Genomic DNA, 19,872 nt, shown 5'->3' with positions numbered 1-19,872 from the left:
CTCGGGGCCAGGTCCGATCGGACCTGCGTTCGGGGACATGTCCCCTTCGCCAGGTCGATGGTCGCTCACGTCAGTCCTCCCCCGCCATGTCGGCCCAGGCGTCCTGGCGCTTGCCGGGCAGCAGGCTGTAGAGGCACGGGATCACGACCAGGGTCAGCAGGGTCGCCGCGGTCAGGCCGCCGATGACGGTGACCGCGAGCGGCTGGCGCAGGGCCGCGCCGTCGCCGACCCCGTACGCCATCGGCAACAGGCCGAGCACGGTCGTCGCCGTGGTCATGATGATCGGCCGCAGCCGCAACCGGCCGGCCTCGACCAGCGCCGGGCCGACCGCCATGCCCTGGCCGCGACGGTAGTTGACGGTGTTGACCAGCACGATCGCGTTGTTCACGACGATGCCGCCGAGGATGATCGCCCCCATGCCGACCATCGCCGAGATCGGGGTGCCGGTCAGCACACAGCCCCACGCGACCCCGACCACCGCCAGCGGGACGGTGAACATGATCAGCAGCGGGTGATGCAGGCTCTCGAAGCTCGACGCCATCACCACGTAGATGAGGAACACGGCGATAAGTGCCGCGAACATCATGCTTTTCATCGACCCGCCGAGGGACTCGGCCTGACCGCCGAGCTCGGCCTGGACGCGGCCGTCGCCAGGGTCGTGGGCGGCGAGCACGTCCTCGACGCGGGCTGCAACGGTGCCGAGGTCCTCACCGGTGAGGCGGGCGCGGATCCGCAGGCCGCGGCGGCCGTCGAGGTGGCGGATCTCGGCGGGGCCTGTCCCTTCGACCAGGTCGGCCACGGCGGCCACGGTGACCGGGATGTCGCCGATCACGGCCACGGCGATCTTGCCGACATCGGCCGCGCGGGTGCGGTCGACCTGCGGCAGCTGAACGCGGACGTCGAGCTGCCGGTCGGCCGCGTGCATCTTGGTCGCGATTTCGCCCTGGACCGCGCGCTGGACCGCGAGCGCGGCCGCGTCGACGCCGAGGTTGAGGCGGCTGAGGCGCTCGCGATCGAAGTCGACGCGGACCTCGGGGCGGCCGGCGAGGTCGTCCGGGGCGACGTCGGCGAGGCCCTCGATCGCGCGCAGGTCGGGCAGCAGCGCCAGCGCGTGGCCGATCGCGCGCTCGGGCTCCTCGCTGAAGATGCGGACCTCGATCGGGGCGTCGAACGAGAACAGCGCCGGTCGGCCGAGCCGCAGCGTCGCCTCCGGATCGGCGGCCGCGCCGGCCATCGCCAGCATCAGCGCCTCCTCGAGCGCGGCCTCCTCCGGCGCCAGCAGGCCCGGCTGCAGGCGGACGTTGACCTGGGCCAGGTGGGTGCCGGCGACCGTGCCGGTGGCGCTGTCGCCGGCGGTCATGCTGCCGACGCGCGCGAACACCTGGGCGACCGCCTCGTCCTGCTCGACCGCGGCGGCGACCCGGCGGGCGACGTGGGCCGTGCGGTCGAGCGAGCTGCCCTGCGGCAGCGAGATCTGGACGAAGAACTCGCCCTGCTGGATCTCCGGCAGCAGCGTGCTGCCGAGGCCCTGCAGCTGCTGGAACGCCAGCACGCACAGCGCCACCGCCAGCGCCACCACCGTGAACCGCCAGCGCAGCGCGGCCCGCAGGAGCCGCGGATAGGCATCCTCGACCGCGGCGTAGGCGGCCGTGAACGGGGCCGTGAGCACGCGGAGCACCTTCCCCATCGACCATGTCGCAACGCGCAGGCCGCGAAACGCCAGGGCGAGCGGGGCCAGCAGCCAGGCGATCAGCGAGCGCGGCGCCGGCTCGCCCTCGCCCTCGCCGGCCCCGCCGCCGAGGCTCTGCAGCACCGGCACCAGGGTCAGGCTGACGAACATCGACGACAGGATGCTGAGCGACACCGTGTACGCGAGGTCGCGGATCAGCCGCCCGGCCACGCCCTCGACGAACGCCATCGGCAGGAACACCGCCACCGTGGTCAGCGTCGACGCCACGACCGACGCGGCGACCTCGGTGGCCCCGCGCACCGCCGTGGCCGCGGCGCCGCCGTGCGGGTCGCGCTCCCGCACGCGGGCGATCGACTCGAGCACGACGATGCTGTTGTCGACCAGCATGCCGACGCCGAGCGCCAGGCCGCCGAGGCTCATGAGGTTGAGGCTGACGCCGAGCATCTGCAGCGGCACGAAGGTGACCAGCAGCGAGATCGGGATGGCCGCGGCGATGACCAGGGTGGCCCGCAGGTCGCGGAGGAAGAACAGCAGGACCAGCACCGCCAGCGCCCCGCCGAGCAGGGTGTTGCTCTGGACCTCGGCGATCGCCGACTCGATGAAGGCGGCCTGGTCGCTGAGCACGACCACGCTCTGACCTGTCCCGAGGGGCAGCTCGGGCAGCGCCGTCTGGACCGCCCGCGACACCGCCACCGTGTTGGCGTCGCCCTCGCGGTAGACCGCCAGCTCGACCGCCTCGCGGCCGGCGACCAGGGCCAGCTCCTCGCGCTCGACCGGCACCCGCGCGACCACGGCGACGTCGCGCAGGCGCAGCTCGGCGCCGCTCTGGCTGCGGACCACGACCTCGGCCAGCTCGGCCGGCTCGCGCGCCTCGTGGACGGTGCGCAGCAGGTAGCGGCTCTTCTGCTCCGACAGCGCGCCGCCGGGGCGGTTGACGTTGTCGCGGCGGATCGCCTGGGCGACCTCGTCGGCGGTCACGCGCAGGGCCGACAGCCGCTGCGGGTCGAGCTCGACCCGGACCTCCTCCTTGTCGCCGCCGTGGATCTGCACCGCCGCGACGCCGGGGATCTTCTCGAGCGCGCGCTTGACCCGGCGATCGGCCAGCTCCCACAGCTCGGCCGGGCGCATGTTGTCGCGCGAGACCAGAGCCAGGCGCAGGATCGGCTCCTGCGACGGGTCGTAGCGCAGCACCACCGGCCGCTGCACGCCGGTCGGCAGGGCCACGCGGTCGAGCTTCTCGCGCACGTCGTCGAGCCCGCGGTCCATGTCGGTGCCCCAGCCGAAATCGAGCACGACCTCGCTGATGCCCTCGCGCGAGACCGACTCGACCTGCACCACCCCCGGGACCGCGCTGACCAGCTCCTCGACCGGCCGCGTCAGCAGCTCCTCGACCTCCTGCGGGGCCGCGTCCGGCATCTCGGTGCGGACGGTGACGCTCGGGTAGCTGAGGTCGGGCAGCAGCGCCAGCGGCAGCCGCGTCAGCGCGACCAGCCCGAACACGACCAGAGCGACCAGCACCATGGTGGTCGTGACCGGCCGCCCGACCGCGCCCGCGACCATGCCGCGCGGCCGCGCCTCGCCCGTCACCGGACCCCTGGCGGCGCCGCGGCCGCCTGCCCCTTCGGACCTGTCTCTTGCGCCCTGGCCGCGGGAACCTGGCCCTCGGGACCTGCCCCTTCGGACCTGGCCTCGGGGACCTGTCCCTTCGGACCTGCCTCGGCGGACAGGCCCGCAGCCGCGGCGCCTGCCTGGCCCGCCGCGGCCTTGCCCTCGCCGCCCGCGGCAGCGTCGGCCTTGCCCTCGCCCGTCGCCTTGGTGGCTCCCTTGGCCTCGCCCTCGGCGACCGCGCGCACGGGCATGCCCTCGGCGATGCCGGTGCCGGCGTCGAGCACGATCGAGGCGCCCTCGGCCACGCCGCCGCGGATCTCCGCCCGGTCCTCGCCGACCAGCCCGAGCTCGACCGGACGCCGGCGAGCCCGGCCCTCCTCGACCACGTACACGTGCGGCTTGCCCTCGACCTCGACGATCGCGCTGCGCGGCACGCTCGGCGCCGCCTCGCGCACTGCCACGCGCAGGGTCGCGCGCGCGAACGCCCCGGGCACCGCGCCCGCGGGGAAGCTGCGGGCCCGGACCACGAACTTCACGGTCCCGGTCAGCGGGTCGACGACCGGCGCCCGGCGCTCGACCCGGGCCTCGAACGTGCTGCCGTCCTGCAGCTCGACGACGGCCGGCGCCCCGGCCTGGACCGCGCTGGCCTCGCGCTCGGGCACGTGCAGCTCGAGGTCGAGGGCGCTGAGGTCGGCGATCGTGAAGAGCGACTTGGAGGTGGTGGCGAGGTTGCCGACGTCGATGTGGCGGCGGGTGATGGTGCCGGCGAACGGGGCCGAGACGGTCGTCTGCGAGGCCTGGTGGCGCGACACCTGGGCGCTGGCCAGCGCCGATTCGGCGGCGTAGCGCTGCTTGTCGAGCTCTTCGCGCGACAGCACGCCGGTCAACTGCTCGAGCCGCCCGAGCTCCTTGGCCGCGTTCTGGGCGCTGAGGCGGTCGCGCGCGGCCTGCAGCTGATACGCGCGGCCGTCGAGGCGAGCCAGCAGCTGGCCCTCGGCCACGAGGTCGCCCTCTTCGGCCTTGAGATCGAGCACGACGCCGGGCTGCAGCGCGACCAGGTCGGCGGCTCGCAGGGCCCGCAGGGTGCCGGCGCCGCGGTAGTGCCGCTCGATGGTGGCCGGGGTCAGGGTGGTGACGGCGACGGCCAGCGGCTCGGCCTCACCGCCGCGGCGACCCTTGCCTCCGGGACCGCCGGGGCCGCCCGGACCACCCGCGCCAGCTTCACCGCCGCAGGCGAGCGGAGTCACGGCCAGGAGTGCGAGGAGCAGGACGGTGCGCATGGCGCGTTCGACCTGCCATACCACGATCGCCTGTCACGAGGGGGAACCCCTCATGTGTCCGTCCTCGCAGCGAACGGTGAAACATCCGGACCCGCGACCGCGGCTTCGCGGAGCGTGACGGGCCGTTCGCGATCTCGCAGCCCCCAGGATGGGTTCGCCGGCGCGCTGCCGGAGCTGGCCTCCGCGACGGCCGCGACCGGCGAGCCGGCCCTCTGCCCCCGGCCGGGCCGGCCGTTATTTTGCCCTGTGCGGTCGCGGTCGCTAGGGTCCCGGCGTGCCGCTCGGTCTGCCCCCCGTCGTCGCGCTCCTGGTGGGGCTCGTGCACTGCATCGCCGGATACAGGTTGTTCCCGCTGGTGCTCGGCATCTACGGCCTGGTGTTCGGCGTCGGCGCCGGCGCCGCTCTGGCCGCGATCTGGTTTCCGGGACAGGTCCTCACGGCCAGCTTGATGCAGATCGGCGCCGGCCTGCTCGGCCTCGGCACGGTGCTGGCGTACTTCCGGATCGGCGTCTTCGCCATCGGCGCGGTCGCGGCGCTGCTGCTGACCTGGGCCGCCGCGCCGGCCGTCGGCGGCGTCTCGTGGCAGGTCCAGCTGCTGCTGGCCTGCGTGGCCGGCAGCGCCAGCGTAGTGGTGACGCGGGTGGTGCTGATCGTCGCCACCGCGATCACCGGCGCGGCGCTGGTGGTGCGCAGCGCCGAGGTGATGGCCGAGAGCCCGATCCGGTGGCTGACCGACCTGACGGCCCTGCCGTGGACCGGTGGCCTGCCCGACGCGGTCCCCGAGGTCGTCGCGTGGGCCGCGCTGGCGCTGCTCGGGATCGCCGTGCAGCTGGCCACCACCGGCCGCCGCTGACCCCCGAACGCGGTTCTGCTGCGGCGCAGTGGGGCCGTTGCTGGCGCCAGGTTCGCGTGGGATAACGCGAAACCGATGCCCCCCGTTCACTCCCGCCGGTACGCGCGCAATCATGTCTGGGCCGAACTCGACGGCGACAGCGTGCTCGTCGGGCTCAGCGCTCGCGCCCTCGATCAGCTCGGCGAGATCACCGATTTCGCCCTCCGCGTCCAGCCCGGCGACGAGCTCGCGCCCGGCCAGTGCTTCGCGGTGCTCGAGAGCGCCAAGGCGGAGATCGAGCTGTTCACGCCGCTGAGCGGCTCGGTAGTCCGCGTGCACGAGGGCCTCGACCTGACGCCCGCGACCATCAGCGACGACTGCTACGGCGAGGGCTGGATGATCGCGGTGCGCCCCCCCGACCTCAGCGAGTTCACCACTTTGTTGGATGCCGAGGCCTACAGCGAGCTGCTCAAGACCGCGGCGGCGTGCGTATGAGCTGGCCTGCAGGGCATGTGCTGCGGGACATGCTCTGACGGACATGTGCTGACGGACATGTCCCGAGGTGCGCGGCGGCCCGGCCGCCGCGCTCAGTGCAGCTCGTAGGCGCCGCGGCTCGGCGGATCGCGCCAGCACAGCCCGTCGCGGTCGGCGACCACCTCCGGCAGCGGCGTGCCCGTGCCGAGCGCCGGGCTGGCGGGCGTGAGGCGGTAGTCGTCGGTGAGGTTGACCAGCAGCGGATCGACGCCGGTCAGCGGATCGGTCTCGACGACCGGCAGATCGCCGGCGGGGCTCGACTGATCGGGCGCGTCGGCGGCAAACCACAGGTTGCTGGCGAAGCTGAACGTCTCGGGCGCCGTGTCGCCGCCGATGTTCACGTGCGTCGAGATCTCGGCGCGGTCGAACAGCACCAGGTTGTTGAAGAAACGGCCGCCGCTCGCCGGCGCGAACGTGAACTGCTGGTCCGTCACCGTCTCTTGCAGGATCCGCAGCAGCCACTGCTGCGGGCGGATGATCGTGTTGTGGGCCGCCAGGCAGTCGACGCAGCCGACGAACGCCAGCGGCACCTCCCCGCCCTCGATCACGTTGCTGACCACGCGGATGTTTCGCGCCTCCGCGTTGACGCCGTCGGGGGTCAGCGGCGGGCGGAAGAACTCGAACCCGGTCGAGCCGCCCATGTTCACCGCCCGCTGCCCGCAGTCGACCATGGTGTTGCCGCGGATCTCGATGTCCTCGCTGCCGCCCTTGGTCTGGATCGCGTTGCCGCCGTTGTCGTGGAACCAGTTGCCGACCAGCAGGCCGCGGTGACAGCCGACGTGATCGATGCCGCTGCCGCCGGCCCCGCAGCGCTCGAACTGGCTGCCCAGCACCCAGAAATCGTGCACGCCCGACAGCTTGAGGCAGTCCTGGTTGCCGCCCTGGCCGATGTCGTGGATGTAGAGGCGTTCGAACGCGACGAAGCGGGTCGCCTCCGGATCGTCGACGTCGCCGCCGTCGTCGACGTTGATACCGTTGCTGGTGGCGCCGGTGATCTCGAGGTCGTGCAGGACCAGGTGGCGGACACGCGACAGGTGCAGGCCCTCGCCGCCGCCGCTGATGAGCGGGCGCGTGCCATTCGGTTCGCCGCCGATCCAGATCGGCGCATCTTCGGTGCCGGCGAGGTCGGTGAGGAAGATGTCGGGGCCGAAGGTCTCGCCGAGCAGGCGAATGCCGGTGCCCGGCGTGGCCTTGGCCGCGGCCGCGGCGAGGGTCTGACACGGCGTCGCCTCGCCGCCGCAGTCGGGCCCGTCGGCGCCGTCGGTCGCCACGTGGATCAGCGTGGTCGGCTGCTTGAACGTGGCGAAATGAGACTCATCCCCGCAGCCCGGCAGGACCGGCCCGTCGGTCTCGGCCGGCACGTCAGTGGTCGCGGCCTCGGTCGTGCCCGTGCTCGTGCTCGAGGTGGAAGCGGTCGAGGTCGTCGGGGCCCCGGTCGGATCGACGGTCGACGTGCCCGTCGTGCTCTCGCCCTGAGACTCGGTGGTCGCGGAGCCCTCGCTCGTCGAGGTGTCGGTGGGCTGCCCGATCTCGACGCTGCACCCGGCCAGCGTGAGGGCCAGCGGTAAGGAAGAACGAGTCCGTCGCATGCCGCCACGATACCCGAGCGCGGCAGCCGGGGGCGCTCGCGACCGCGGGCCAGCCAGGACGCCAGGCTTCGCGGTCGAATACGCGACCTGTCCCTCGCGCCATGTCCTGTCGCCCGAGGCATGCGCTCCCGGTGCGCGGTCGGCGGTGCGACGGTCCCCTCATCCTGCCGGCGTACCCGTGCATCCGCCTTTGCGGTCGATACCTGGCCTGTCCTGCCGTGCCCATCTTCGTCTCGCGGTCTCGCGCGTCGCCGCGTCGACCGACGCCCTGGCGCAGGATGGCCGCCGGCGTCGCGGGCTCCGGGCCGGCGTGCTACCGTCGCCGCGTGAACGACCCGCTGGCAGGGGCGCCGCTGGCAGTCCGCGTGCATGCGCTCGCGGCCGCCGGCGTGCTCGAGCCCGCGGCCCTCGAGCGCGCGCTCGAGCTGATCGGCCACAAGCCGACCGCCGAGAGCTGGTACCGGTTCGCGCGCTTCCACCTGATCATCCTCGGCACCGTGCTCGCGGTCGCCGGCGCGATCTTCTTCGTCGCCGCCAACTGGGACATGTTCTCGCCGCAGGCGCGGATCGGCATGGCGGCCGCGGCGATGGCCGTCGCCACCCTCGCGGGCGGCAGGCTCGGGCTCGACAAGCTCAGCGGGCGGGCCGCGGCGCTGGCCGGCGGGCTGCTGTTCGGGCCGCTGCTGGCCCTGGTCGGCCAGGTCTACCAGACCGGCGCCGACGCGTTCGAGCTGTTCCTCGCCTGGTCGGTGGTGCTGGCCGGCTACGCGCTGGCGACCCGGTTCAGCGGCGCGTGGATCACGGCGCTGCTGCTGGCGGTGACGACCGCCTACCTGTGGATCGATCAGGCGCTCGGCAGCAACCCGTTCGAGACACCTGGTCTTTGGGTCAGCCTGGCCGTGACGGCCGCCCTGACCGCCCTGGCGCTGCTCCTCCGGATCCGCCGCGGCGCGCTCGAGGGCCCCGCGGCGACGGCGTTGATGCTCGGCTGGTGCATCGGCTTCGCCCACGGCGCGGCGGCGATCGTCATGAACGGCTGGCCCGAAGGACAGGCGCTCGCGCTGCTGGTGGCCCTGGCGCAGCCGGCCGCGCTGCTGCACTTCGGGCGCGAGCTCGGCGACTTCAAGCTCGAGCGCGTGGCGGTGGCCCACCTGTTCGGCCTGCTCGCCATCGCCGAGGGCAAGCTGGTGTTCGACGTGCTCGACGCCGGGGTCAGCGGCCTGTTCATCATGAGCATGTTGCTCGGCGCGCAGGGCTACGTCGGCGGCGAGTGGTTCCGCGCCCGCCGCCCGGCCGAGCCCGAGGAGGACGAGGCGTGAGCACCCGGGCGCTGCTCGAGCAGCTGGCCCGCGAGGGCCACGTCGACCCCGCGGCGCTCGACGCCGACACGCCGCTCGGGCAGCGGACCCGCGACGCCTTGACCGGGCTCACCGGCGAGGGCTTGCGGCTGCAGCAGGCGGGCGCCTCGGTCTCGGTGTGGCTCGGGGCGCTGCTGCTGGCGGTCTTCCTGGTGGAGATGGATGTCACCGAGGTGGCGCCGCTCGGCCTCACGCTCGGCGCCGCGGGCCTCGGGCTGGCGGCCGTGCTCGCGCGCGGCGCGACCACCCTGCTCGAGCTGCAGCTGCGGTGGATCGCCGCCATCGGCGGCCAGATCCTGCTGCTCGTCAGCCTGGCCGAGGTCATCGGCGACGACGAGGCCATGTGCGTCGCCACGATGATCCTGCAAGCGATCACGCTGGGGCTGATCCGCGACCTCAGCATCGGCTGCGCCGCGGTCCTGGTCGGCGCCTGGGCGCTGCTGGTGCTGGCCGCCGAGCTCGACGTAGGTCCCTTCGGACATGGTCTTTTGGCCCTGTTCATGGGGACATGTCTGTGCGGACTGTGGGTGCTGCAGGCGCAGCTGCTGCCGCGGCTGGGCCGGCTGTGGCAGCCGCTGGCGTATACCCTCCCGCTCGCGCTGTTGGGGCCGATCACGGTCGGGGCCGGCGACGGGGCGACCGACGGGCTGCCGATGTTCCTCGGCGACGCGTGGGCGCTCGAAGCGATGGCGCTGTCGGCGGGCTGGGCGGCGCTGTCGACCTGGCTGATCGTACAGGCGGGGCGCGAGCGGCCGGAGCTGCGCGGGCGGGCCCAGGCGGCCGCGTGTGTGGGGATCTGGCTGACCGCCCTGCTCGGCCTCGACACCCCGGGCCTCAGCGCCGGGCTGACGCTGCTGATCCTCGGGCAGCTGCGCGCGAGCTTCAACCTGCGCCTGCTCGGCCTGAGCGCGATCGGCGGCTTCCTCGGCTTCTGGTACTACGAGCACGGCACGACGCTGCTGGCCAAGTCGCTCGTGGCCGTCAGCCACGGCCTGATGTTCCTGCTGTTGGCCGGCTTGCTGCGGCGCACGGCCGCGCGCCCGCGCGAGACGGAGGCGGGCCGGCTGGCGACGCGGGGCGGCGACCTGCGGTGGTTGTCGCTGGCGCTGGCGCTCGGGCTGGCGATCCCCGGGTGGGTGGTGTTCGAGAAGGAGCGCGTGCTGGCGGCGGGCGAGCGAGTGCTGCTGCGCCTTGCCCCGGTCGATCCGCGCTCGCTGATGCAGGGCGACTACATGGAGCTGCGCTACGCGCTGGTGTCCGAGCTGGACGACGTGCAGGCGATGGCCTCGCGCGGGGCGCTGGTCGTCACCCGCGACGCCGACGACGTGGCCCAGTTCGTCCGCGTCGACGACGGCCGCGCGCTGCGGCCCGGCGAGCTGCGCCTGCGCTACCACAAGCGCGGCGACGAAGTGAGCCTCGGGGCGGAGACGTTCCTGTTCCCCGAGGGCGAGGCCACGACGCTCGAGGCGGCCCGCTACGGCGAGCTGGCCCTGGCCGAGGCCGGCGACAGCGTGCTCGTCGGCCTGCGCGACGAGGCGAAGCGGCCGCTCGGCACGCGCCTGCACGATCGCTGAGGCGGCGTTCGCTGCACGATCGTCGGGCGCGTGGACCGGCGCAGGCATGTCCTCTCGAACATGCTCGAAAGATCATTATCCTTGGGACATGACTCGAAGGACATGCTCATGAGAGCATGTCCTATTGAACATGCTCGATGCAGCGCGCTCGTCGTCCCGGGCGCCTCGCGGACGCGAGGCAGGCGCGGGCTGCGAGGGCGACCCGCCTGGCTCACGCCTGGGGCGCGCGGCCCGAGCCGACGCCTGCGCCGATGAGCCGCGCCGGGTCGATGCCGACGGCCGCGAGCGCGTCGTGCCACATCATCTCCGGCGCGGTGTGGAACAGCCACGGCACCGGCACGCCGGGGACATCGCTGACCGGCTCGCGCAGCGGCACCGCCAACCAGCTGCCCTGCGCCATCTCGGACTCGAGCTGGCCGGGGCCCCAGCCGGCGTAGCCGAGGAACACCAGGTAGTTACGGCCGTCGCCGCCGAAGCGGTTGTCGTGGACGCGGCGCACGCCCTCGAGCGAGGCGGTGAGGAACGCCCCGGGCGCGACGCCCTCGGCGAGCGGGTCCCACTCCGACTGGTCGTGGAGGAGGAACGCGCGCACCGGCTCGACCGGGCCGCCGAGGCGCAGCCCCTGGTCGGCGGGGCCCTCCCACTGCATCGTCACGGCGTCGGCGAACTCGGCGATCGTCGTCGGCAGGCGGTGGTTGATGACGAGGCCGAACGCGCCGCGCTCCGAGTGATCGATGATGAGGACCACCGAGCGCACGAAGTTGGGATCGATGAGCTGCGGCACCGCGCACAGCAGATGCCGCGAGAGACCGGCGTCTCCAGCGAGGGAGCGTTCAGCCGGCGATCGCACGACATCGATAGTCACGGGCATCGTTTTGGCACGAAGCCCGGGGGAGTGCCAGAGGTCGGACTCGAACCGACACGAGGGGCTACCTCAACGGATTTTGAGTCCGCCGCGTCTACCGATTTCGCCACTCTGGCGCGAGGAGCGGCGATGCGTTTAGCACGGGCGCCGGGCTGCTCGCAAGCCTCGGAGTGTGACCCACCGACGGACGCCGAGCCCGAGGGTTCGCCGTGGACTTCGCTGCGTCTTCACGACCGGCGTGTCCGGCTCGCGGCGAACCCGCTCGCGCCGTGCGCCGCCTCTGACGCCCGCTGACGACGAGCCCGCTCGCGCGGCTCGTCCGTGCGGCCGGCGTCGCCGGGGCGCGTCACGGCGTCTCGGGCTCGCCGAGGCGGACCTCGATCCGGCCCGGGCCGGCGTCGAGCCAGATCTTCACGTGCCCGCCGCCGACCGCGCGGCGGAACGAGCCGCTGGTGATCGTCGACACGGTGCCTGTCTGCACGCGGATCTGATCGCCCGCGAGGTCGAGGTCCAGGTCGGCGTCGGAGCGCAGCCACACGCGCACGTCGCCGGTGGCGCGGACGACCACGTCGTTGCCGCCCGCGCCCGCCTGCCACACCTCGACGGTGCCGTGGCGGGTGCGCAGGTCCAGGTTGCCGGCCGACTCGACGCGCACGCGGCCCTCGCCGGTGCGCACCGCCACCCCGCCGTCGCCACCCTCGATGTCGACGTCGCCGATGTCGACGTCGACGCCGATGTTGCCGCGCACACCGACGACGTCGACGTCGCCGAGCCCCGTCTGCAGCTCGAGGTCGAGCGTGGGCGGCAGCCGGATCTCCTCGACCTCGAGATCGACCTGGTCATCGACCGCCAGCGGCACCACCGCGCCGAGCCGGGCGAACCCGCCGGTCACGTCGAACACCAGCTGCGGCGTGCGGGCGTTGGCCCTGGCCACCTTCTTGCTGCCGCCGGCCGCCCGCCACTCGCCGCGCAGCTCGAGGCCGGTCGCCATCGGGTCGCCGACCACCGTCAGCGGCGTGTCCGGCAGGGCGACCCGCACCGCCTGCACCTCGGTCAGCGGCCAGGTCGCCTCGACCTCGGCCTCGCTGCGGTAGCCGAACACGCAGCCGGCCGCCAGCGCGAGCGTCAGTGACATGGCCTTGAGGGCATGTCCCCTGAGCCAGTGTCCCGAACGACATGTCCCGAAGGCCAGCATTAGAAATACACCCCCACGCCGGTGCCGAGCTCGAGCGTGACCGCTTGCTTGGGGATCGCGCCGTCGCCCCGGTAGTAGCGGGCGGCGCCGAGCGGGGCGCTGATCCGCGGGACGATGTCGATCGACCAGCGATCGAGGATGAACAGCCGCAGGTCGAGCTGGCCGTACGGCACGGCGGCGACCACCGCCGTGCGCGGCTGCTTGTCGCCCTCGGGCACGACCGGCGGCGAGCCGCTGGCGAACGCGCCCTGGACGATCGCGCCGGCGGCCAGCGACAGCCACACGCGGCCGCGCTCGAGCACGCGGTACTGCAGCCGCGGCCCGCCCTGCAGCGCCGCGCGCCCGGGGCCGAACTTGAGGCCGAGGTCGGTCAGGCCGACGCTCAGGCGCGGCGCGACCTGACCGAGCACGCCGACGTTCCAGTCGGCGTACAGCTGCGCGGCCGGATCGCCGGCGCGCATGCCCACGGTCGCCATGCGGCGCAGCTCGAGCGAGACCTTGTGGCGGCTGTGCGGCCGCGGCGAGCGCTTGCCGATCGCGCCGGCGTAGGCGTCCATCACCTGCGCCATGTAGAGGAGGTGCAGCCCGCCGGTCAAAAGCCCGAGCCCGGCCGCACCGACCACGTCGGCGGCGAACGTGCGGCCGTGGGCGCCCGCGGTCGCGGCGTCGGACCGGTCGCGGGTGAGCGCGAGCCCGAGAGCGCCCGCGCCGAGCGACACGGCCCCGAGCAAGAACCCGGCCCCGCGCGCGTACTCGCGGTTGACCATCTGCCCGAGGCCCGGCACCAGCGCGGACAGGATCGGCGAGACCGGTCGGCGCCAGTTGCCGTCGCGCGCGGCCGCGGTCCGCCCGATCCGCACCACGGGCCCTGGCGTCGGGCCCTCGTCACGCACCACCGCGAGCCCCGACGGCCCGATCTGCACGTGCGTGCGCTCGACCACCGGCACCACCAACCCGTGCGGCGCGTCCGGGCTGCGCACCACATACTCGCCGGGCGCCCCGCGCAGCAGGATCGTCTGCCCGGGGCCGACGGCGTAGGCGCCGAGCAGCTTGCCGCGCGGGGAGGTCACGACGACCTGCCCGCCCTGCCCCGCGCCGGACAGCTCGAGCGTCGCCTCGCCGGGCTCGGGCGGCGGGACCAGCGACGGCGCTGGACCAGTCGGACCCAGCGGCTCGACCGGCGCGGGCGCAGGTTCGGGCCCGGCGGCCACGGGACTGTCCGTTTCGACATGTCCCGAAGAACCTGTCTCGGGCGACATGTCCGAAGGGGCCTGTCCCTTCACACCTTCGCCGGCCGGCGCCCCCTGCCCCGGCAGCGGGCCCCAGGCGACCGGCGACGCGCCCTGACCGGCGGCGGCCGGCGGTGCGGCCAGGGCGACGATCAGCGCGCAGCGAAGCACAGGCCGGTTATAGGCGCCCCCGGGCCCCGGCGTCCAGTGCCCAGATCACCGCCCGTCCGCCGCAGACGGGCGAATGGCGGCTCCGGCTGAGCAAGCGACGCGCCCCCTGCTGCATGCCCTCGCGGAGGACGCCGTCCGGACGCGGTCGCGTCAGGCCGACAGCCCGCCCGTGACGGGCGCGTCGCCTCGCGCGAGCGCCCAGCTCATGTGCTCGCTCGCGTGCACGATCGCCGGCGTGCCGTCGGGCCGCAGCAGGACCAGCCCGACCGCCGCGCCCTCCCAGCGCGCCGAGACATCGCCCACCAGGCTCGCGGCCAGCGGCGTCACCGCGTCGCTCGCAGCGCCGCGGACCCGCTGCAGCGCCGCGTAGGCGAGCACGTGGGTCAGGATGGCCTCGCCGAGCCCGGTCGTCGCGCAGGCGCCGAGCTCGGGGTGCGCGTAGAGGCCGGAGCCGACCATCGGCGTGTCGCCGACGCGGCCGGGTAGCTTGTAGAGCACGCCTCCGGTCGAGCCGCCCGCACACAGCTCGCCGCGCGCGTCGAGGGCCACGGCGCCGACGGTGTCGGCGCGGTTGTCGAGCCGCTGGCCGGCGCGGATCGCCGTGAAGTGCGCCTCGGCCTTGGCGGTCCACACCTCTTCGCGGCCGAATTGACCGACCCCGCGCTCGCGGGCGAAGCGGGCCGCGTTGTCGCCGACCAGCAGGCAGTGGCGGGTCTCGTTCATCACCAGCGCCGCCAGCAGGATGGTGTCGCGGACCTCGCGGACCCCGGCGACCGCGCCCGAACGCAGGTCGCGCGAGCGCATGATCGCCGCGTCGGCCTCGAACACCCCGTCGGCGTTCATGCACGCGCCGCGGCCCGCGTTGAAGCCCGGGTCGTCCTCGAGCGCGCGCACGGCCGCGATCACGGCCGCCTCGGCGCTGCCGCCGGCGAGCAGCACCGCCTGGCCCGCGGCCGCGGCCGCCTTGGTGCCGGTCACCGCCCCGTCGCGCAGGTCCTCGGCCACCGTGCCGGCCCCGCCGTGCACCACGATGAAAGGTGTCGTCACCGCGCCCTCCTCTCGCGCCGCTGGCGGCGCGCGTCGATGCCGTAGGGCCGCGGCACGTCGGGCGTGGCGGCCGCTTTGAGCGCGCGCCGCTCGGCCCGGTGCATCGCCCGCGCCTCCCCGCGCCCGCCGTGGTCGTGGCCGAGCAGGTGGCACAGGCCGTGGACGGCGAGCACGGTCGCCTCGTCGATCGCCGCCGCTGCCTCGGCAGACCCTTCGACCATGTCCGGAAGGACAGGCTCTTTCGGCCCGGTCTCGATGACCAGGCCCCAGAGGACCTGGCGCTTGACACCTGTCCTCTCGGACCTGTCCGAGATCCCGAGCCGGGCCCGCGCCTGGCGTCGTACGGCGTCGACGCTGATCACGATGTCGCCCGCGGTCCCTGCCCCCTCGCCCGGCCCGAGCGGCCCGGCCGGGAACGACAGCACGTCGGTCGGGCCGACCTTGCCCATGTGCTCGGCGTTGAGCCGGGCGATCGCAGGGTCGTCGACGAGGTGGCAGGTCACCGCCGCGTCGCCGCCGATCCCGAGCCGCCGCGCGGCGCGAGCGACCCGCCGCGCGAGCGCCTGCACGAACCACCGCGGGGCCTTGCGCCGCGGCGCGACGGTGAAGCGGATCCGGCTGCGACCTGGCGCGAGGGACATGTTTTCAAAAGCGTCGAGACCGGGGAGGCCGTGCGCGTCGTCATCGTCGGACTCATACGCGTCGTCGTCAGCGAGCTCGTCGTCGTCAGCGAGCTCGTCGTCGTCAGCGTCGATCTCATCGTCGACACCCGCGTCTTCGTCCATCGCGTCGTCCGCGTCGCCCGCCACCTCATGAGCGTCACTCGCTGCGACGCCGGCGTCCTCGTCCATCGCGTCATCCTCGTCCGCGTCGCCCACATCGTCGCTCTCGTCGTCTTCCTCCGCGTCGCTCACATCGGCGTCAGCGTCACCTTCGTCCATGGCGCTCGCGTCGTCGTCGAGCGCGTCGTCTTCCTCTGCGTCGCTCGCGTCGTCTTCGAGGGCGTCTTCATCTTCCGCGTCGTCGCCCACGTCTTCCTCGAGCGCGTCGTCTTCCTCTGCGTCCGTCGCGTCGTCGTCGAGCGTGTCTTCGTCTTCCGCGTCGTTCAAGTCGCTCGTGTCATCCTCGAGCGCGTCGTCTTCCTCGGCATCCGTCACGTCGTCGTCGAGCGTGTCGTCTTCCTCCGCGTCCGGCACGTCGTCGCCCTGCTCGTCACCGAGCGCATCGTCTTCCTCTGCGTCCGTCACGCCGTCGTCCGCGTCGTCGTCCGCGGCGAAATCGTCATCGTCGTCCGCGTCATCCTCCGCGGCGAAATCGTCATCGTCGTCCGCGTCATCCTCCGCGGCGAAATCGTCCGCGTCGTCTTCCGCGGCGAAATCGTCATCGTCGTCCGCGTCGTCCTCCGCGGCGAAATCGTCCTCGCCGATCGCCTCGTCGCCGCTCACATCACCCTGCCCCGGCGCGCCCGGCCCTTGCCTGCGTACGCGGCTCACTTGCGACCTCCCGAGAGGTCGATCCGGTCGAACACTCGCGCCCCGACGAACACCTCGAGCACCACCGGGTCGAGCTTGCCGGCGCGGGCTTCCGCGTGGAGGATGTCGAGCGCCAGGGGCACGGGCACGGCTTTTTTGTACGGTCGGTCGGCGGCGGTCAAGGCGTCGAAGATATCGGCCACCGTCATCATGCGGGCCTGGATCGGGATCGCCGCGGCGGCCGCACCGCGGGGGTAGCCGCTGCCGTCCATATACTCGTGGTGCATCCCTGCGATCTCCGGCACCCGGCGCAGCCGCTGGCCCCACGGGATCTGGCGCAGGAACTCGAACGTGTGGCGCACGTGGTTCTGCACCTCCGAGCGCTCGTCCTCGGTGAGGCTGCCGCGGGCGATCCTCAGCGCTGTCAGGTGGGCGTCGTCGAGGATCCGCAGCACCTTGTCGGGCGTCTGGCTGCGGGCCGCCGCGACCTCGTGGATCTCGGCCTCGACCGCCTCCGGCAGCAGCGCCGGCTCGTTCGCCCGGCGCACCACCTCGCGCCAGCGCTCGATCTGCAGCAGCTCCGCCGTGAACGCTCGTCGCGCCGCCTCGAGATCGATCGTCCCGGTCGTCAGCGCCACCAGCTCGCGCTCCGCCAGGCGCAGCCGCGCCGCGGTGCGGAGGTGGTCGAGGCGCTCCTCGACCAGCGTCAGCTCCCAGTCGAACAGCTTCTTCGCCTTGACCAGCACGTGCTCGCGCACCCCGACCTTGCCGAAGTCGTGGAGCAGCCCTGCGACCTCGATCTCGCGCAGGTCGTCGCTCGAGAACTTGACCGCCGCCAGCGGCCCGTCGCTGCGATCGACCGCCTTCGCCAGCGCCACCGTCAGGTCGGCCACGCGCTGGCTGTGCCCGCTCGTCGTCGGATCGCGCTGCTCGATCGCCGTCACGCTCGCGCGCACGAACCCCTCGAACAGCGCCTGCACCTCCGCGTACAGGTTGGCGTTCTCGAGCGCCACGGCCCCCTGGGTCGCCAGTGCCAGGCAGACCCGCTCGTCGGTGGCCGAGAACGGCCGGGTGCGGCGGCCGAAGTCGGCCGGCCACGCCAGCGGGTGGCGCCCGTCCTTGGCGTTGATGAGCTGCACCGCGCCGATCACCTGGCCCTCCGGCGCGCGCATCGGCACCGTCAGCAGCGAGCGCGTCTGGTAGCCGAACCGCTCGTCGAACGAGCGGTCGTGCGCGAACGTGCGGCCGAGCGCGGTGCGACCTGTCTCCGAGTACATGTCCTCGAGGTTGATGATCTGCCCGCTCAGCACGCACGCCCCGACCACCGAGGCGTCCGACACCGACAGCGTGTGGTCGCGGAGGTCGGCCGCGACCGAGTCGTTGTGGGCCACGCGGAAGCGCAACTTGGTCCCGTCTTCCTCGACCACGTAGATCGAGCCGGCGTCGGCGCCGGTGATCGCCCGCGCGTGGCGGACGATCAGCTCGAGCACGCGTCGGGGGTCGCGCTCGCGGTTGAGCGCCAGGCCGACCTCGACCAACTGGTCGGCCACGCGGCTCTGCAGGATCGCCTCGACGGCCAGCAGCGCCTCGTCGATGGCCCGGCGCAGGCGCGGCGGCGACGTCGGCAGCGCCAGCGCGTGCGCCCGGTGGGCCGGCATCCGACCCAGCGCCGCCGCCAGCGAGCGCTCGGGCCCGACCACCAGCACCACGTCGAACTCCTGCGGCACGAACCCGAGCGCCTCGACGATCGCCAGCCGGGCCCGACCGCGCCCGACCACCGCGGCGCGCAGTGTTCCGCCGAGGTCGGTGACGTACTGCACCCGCCCGAACGCCGGATCTCTGGCCAGGTGCCGGAGATACGCGAGCACGTCGGGGTAACGCAGCAGCCCCTCGTCCATCCGGCCCAGCGTACACCCGCGCGGCGCAGCCCCATGCACACCTTCCGGCGCCCCGGCGGCGTGAGGACTCAAGACCCCACGACTGCCGGCTTTTCCACCGGGCCCTGCAGCCAGAACACCTGCAGCTCGCCCTTGCCCTTGACCGCGATGCTGCCCCGCGGAATGCACGTAAACAGCCCCTGAAGGGCCGTGGCGACCGGTTCGGTCACCTGGATCTCGCCGACCTGGCCGAGCGATTCCATGCGGCTGGCGGTGTTCACCGTGTCGCCCCAGAGGTCGTAAATGAACTTTCGGCGGCCGATGACCCCCGCCACCGCCGGTCCGCAATGGAGCCCGATCCGCAGCCCGAGGGCGAGCTCGCGCGCGGCCACGAAGCGCGCGAACTCGTCCCGCATCGCCAGCGCCATCTCGGCCATCGCCGGCGCGTGATCGGCCCGCGGCGTCGGGATCCCGGCCACCACCATGTAGGCGTCGCCGATGGTCTTGATCTTCTCGAGCCCGAGCTCCCCGGCCAGCGCGTCGAAGCGCGAGAAGATGTCGTTGAGCAGCTCGACCACCACGTCCGGCGGGCGCTCGGCGGCGAAGCGGGTGAACTCGGCGATGTCGGCGAACAGCACCGTCGCCGCCTCGAAGCGCTCCGCGATCGGGTGCATCTTGCGCTTGAGCTGCTCGGCCACCCGCTCGGGCAGGATGTTGTGCAGCAGCTCGTCGGCGCGCTGCTTCTCGAGCTCGAGCTCGCGGAGCAGCATCGCCGCCCGCTCCTGATTGGCCCGCGCCCGCGCCCGCGCCCGCTCGAGGCTGTCGACCGCCATGTAGAGGAACAGCGCCGACGCCAGCAGGTGGATCAGGTGGACGAAGAACGGCCGCACCAGCGTGTCGACCGACTGCCGCGCCGGCAGCATGCCCATGCTCTCGGCCAGCACGAACCCCAGCGCAGCCGCGGCCGACAGCGCCAGGTAGACCCACAGCGCCCGCGCCCGCAGCAGCAGCGCAGCCAGCATCAGGATCGTCAGGTAGGCCGCGAGCGACGGGCTCTTGAGCCCGCCGTCGAACCACACCGCCGCGGTCACGAGGATCCACAGCGTCACCACCATGCCGACGCTGACGGCGCGCACGTGGCCGCGACGGACCACCACGCGCAGCCCGAGGAACAGGGCGATGACGACCAGGTTGAAGCTCATCAGCGGGTCGATCGCCTGGCTCGCCGCCTGGAACACCGTCGCCGCGCCGATCGCCACCGCGGTAGCGACGAAGATCCGGTCGAGCATCACGCCGATCCGGCGCTGCTCGTCGGCCTCTCCGTCGGTCTCCTCCACGACAGGCACTTCCACGCCGAGGGTAGCGAAAGCTCGCGTCGCCAGGGGGCCGGCGCTGCCCCCCACGCTCCGGCGGTCCGAAGACTGCGTTCATGAGGTCGCCCGGCGGCAGGTTCGCGTCGGCCCTCGTCGCTCCCTAGGCGACCCTCGCGTCGCACGAGCGACCCCATGACGGGCCCGTGTTGACGCCCCCCGGCGCCAGGGCTAGCCTCCG

The 19,872-nt window shown here is 73.4% G+C and carries 14 protein-coding genes and 1 tRNA gene; 4 read left to right on the top strand and 11 right to left on the bottom strand.

Translation table 11 applies throughout. The features are described 5' to 3' along the window. Positions 1 to 70 precede the first annotated feature (70 nt). On the bottom strand, positions 71 to 3,250 hold the full coding sequence (locus POL25_RS23450) for an efflux RND transporter permease subunit (RefSeq protein ID WP_272088787.1): 3,180 nt from the start codon (positions 3,248 to 3,250) through the stop codon (positions 71 to 73). Between the two features lie 23 nt (positions 3,251 to 3,273). Then, positions 3,274 to 4,578, bottom strand: a complete 1,305-nt coding sequence (locus POL25_RS23445; RefSeq protein WP_272088373.1) for an efflux RND transporter periplasmic adaptor subunit — start codon at positions 4,576 to 4,578, stop codon at positions 3,274 to 3,276. A 274-nt stretch (positions 4,579 to 4,852) separates the two neighbouring features. Here POL25_RS23445 and POL25_RS23440 point away from each other — a divergent pair, with 274 nt between their 5' ends. Further along, positions 4,853 to 5,431 (top strand): TM7S3/TM198-like domain-containing protein, encoded by a 579-nt coding sequence (locus tag POL25_RS23440; protein WP_272088372.1) that lies wholly within the window; start codon positions 4,853 to 4,855, stop codon positions 5,429 to 5,431. 75 nt (positions 5,432 to 5,506) lie between these two features. Continuing rightward, a complete protein-coding gene (locus tag POL25_RS23435) occupies positions 5,507 to 5,905 on the top strand; it encodes a glycine cleavage system protein H (protein ID WP_272088371.1) in 399 nt (132 codons plus the stop codon). Positions 5,906 to 5,997: 92 nt separating this feature from the next. On the opposite strand, the gene POL25_RS23430 is transcribed toward POL25_RS23435, so the two are convergent. Beyond that, the gene (locus POL25_RS23430; RefSeq protein WP_272088370.1) at positions 5,998 to 7,533 is read right to left on the bottom strand and encodes a right-handed parallel beta-helix repeat-containing protein; all 1,536 of its coding nucleotides are present in this window, start codon (positions 7,531 to 7,533) and stop codon (positions 5,998 to 6,000) included. A 326-nt stretch (positions 7,534 to 7,859) separates the two neighbouring features. Between POL25_RS23430 and POL25_RS23425 the strand changes: the two genes are divergently transcribed. Then, the gene (locus POL25_RS23425; protein WP_272088369.1) at positions 7,860 to 8,852 is read left to right on the top strand and encodes a DUF2157 domain-containing protein; all 993 of its coding nucleotides are present in this window, start codon (positions 7,860 to 7,862) and stop codon (positions 8,850 to 8,852) included. Next, positions 8,849 to 10,465, top strand: coding sequence for a GDYXXLXY domain-containing protein (locus tag POL25_RS23420; protein WP_272088368.1), 1,617 nt, complete (start codon positions 8,849 to 8,851; stop codon positions 10,463 to 10,465). The genes POL25_RS23425 and POL25_RS23420 overlap by 4 nt, the downstream gene beginning before the upstream one ends. A gap of 211 nt (positions 10,466 to 10,676) precedes the next feature. Here POL25_RS23420 and POL25_RS23415 read toward each other — a convergent pair whose 3' ends face one another. The 8 genes from POL25_RS23415 to POL25_RS44490 all read right to left on the bottom strand — a co-directional run bounded on the left by POL25_RS23415 (position 10,677) and on the right by POL25_RS44490 (position 19,673). Further along, complete coding sequence (locus POL25_RS23415) at positions 10,677 to 11,249, bottom strand: YqgE/AlgH family protein (protein WP_272088367.1); 573 nt, start codon at positions 11,247 to 11,249, stop codon at positions 10,677 to 10,679. Positions 11,250 to 11,361: 112 nt separating this feature from the next. Next, positions 11,362 to 11,446 (bottom strand) — tRNA-Leu (locus tag POL25_RS23410). Between the two features lie 230 nt (positions 11,447 to 11,676). Beyond that, positions 11,677 to 12,465, bottom strand: a complete 789-nt coding sequence (locus POL25_RS23405; protein ID WP_272088366.1) for a DUF4097 family beta strand repeat-containing protein — start codon at positions 12,463 to 12,465, stop codon at positions 11,677 to 11,679. 59 nt (positions 12,466 to 12,524) lie between these two features. Beyond that, positions 12,525 to 13,925 (bottom strand): hypothetical protein, encoded by a 1,401-nt coding sequence (locus POL25_RS23400; RefSeq protein ID WP_272088365.1) that lies wholly within the window; start codon positions 13,923 to 13,925, stop codon positions 12,525 to 12,527. A gap of 150 nt (positions 13,926 to 14,075) precedes the next feature. After that, complete coding sequence (locus POL25_RS23395; protein WP_272088364.1) at positions 14,076 to 14,972, bottom strand: isoaspartyl peptidase/L-asparaginase; 897 nt, start codon at positions 14,970 to 14,972, stop codon at positions 14,076 to 14,078. Continuing rightward, positions 14,969 to 16,465 carry an rRNA maturation RNase YbeY gene (ybeY, locus tag POL25_RS44495; RefSeq protein WP_272088363.1) on the bottom strand — a complete coding sequence of 499 codons (1,497 nt, stop codon included), beginning with the start codon at positions 16,463 to 16,465 and terminating at the stop codon, positions 14,969 to 14,971. The genes POL25_RS23395 and ybeY overlap by 4 nt, the downstream gene beginning before the upstream one ends. Continuing rightward, positions 16,462 to 18,342, bottom strand: coding sequence for an HD family phosphohydrolase (locus tag POL25_RS23385; RefSeq protein WP_272088362.1), 1,881 nt, complete (start codon positions 18,340 to 18,342; stop codon positions 16,462 to 16,464). Before POL25_RS23385 ends, ybeY begins: the two co-directional genes overlap by 4 nt. A 68-nt stretch (positions 18,343 to 18,410) precedes the next feature. Further along, positions 18,411 to 19,673: an adenylate/guanylate cyclase domain-containing protein gene (locus tag POL25_RS44490; protein ID WP_272088361.1), complete on the bottom strand. Its 1,263-nt coding sequence runs from the start codon at positions 19,671 to 19,673 to the stop codon at positions 18,411 to 18,413. Positions 19,674 to 19,872: the final 199 nt, after the last annotated feature.

The sequence above is a fragment of the Nannocystis bainbridge genome (assembly GCF_028368995.1).
In the GTDB taxonomy this organism is placed as follows: Bacteria; Myxococcota_A; Polyangia; order Nannocystales; family Nannocystaceae; genus Nannocystis; species Nannocystis bainbridge.
Note: the sequence above shows the minus strand (reverse complement) of the source record. Positions and strands in the feature narration are given on the sequence as shown.

What these genes read in the sequence shown, in the direction of transcription:
- POL25_RS23450 (WP_272088787.1), bottom strand. Translation starts at nt 3,250, where the DNA reads ATGGTCGCGGGCGCGGTCGGGCGGCCGGTCACGACCACCATGGTGCTG.
- POL25_RS23445 (WP_272088373.1), bottom strand. Translation starts at nt 4,578, where the DNA reads ATGCGCACCGTCCTGCTCCTCGCACTCCTGGCCGTGACTCCGCTCGCC.
- POL25_RS23435 (WP_272088371.1), top strand. Translation starts at nt 5,507, where the DNA reads ATGCCCCCCGTTCACTCCCGCCGGTACGCGCGCAATCATGTCTGGGCC.
- POL25_RS23430 (WP_272088370.1), bottom strand. Translation starts at nt 7,533, where the DNA reads ATGCGACGGACTCGTTCTTCCTTACCGCTGGCCCTCACGCTGGCCGGG.
- POL25_RS23405 (WP_272088366.1), bottom strand. Translation starts at nt 12,465, where the DNA reads ATGTCACTGACGCTCGCGCTGGCGGCCGGCTGCGTGTTCGGCTACCGC.
- POL25_RS23385 (WP_272088362.1), bottom strand. Translation starts at nt 18,342, where the DNA reads ATGGACGAGGGGCTGCTGCGTTACCCCGACGTGCTCGCGTATCTCCGG.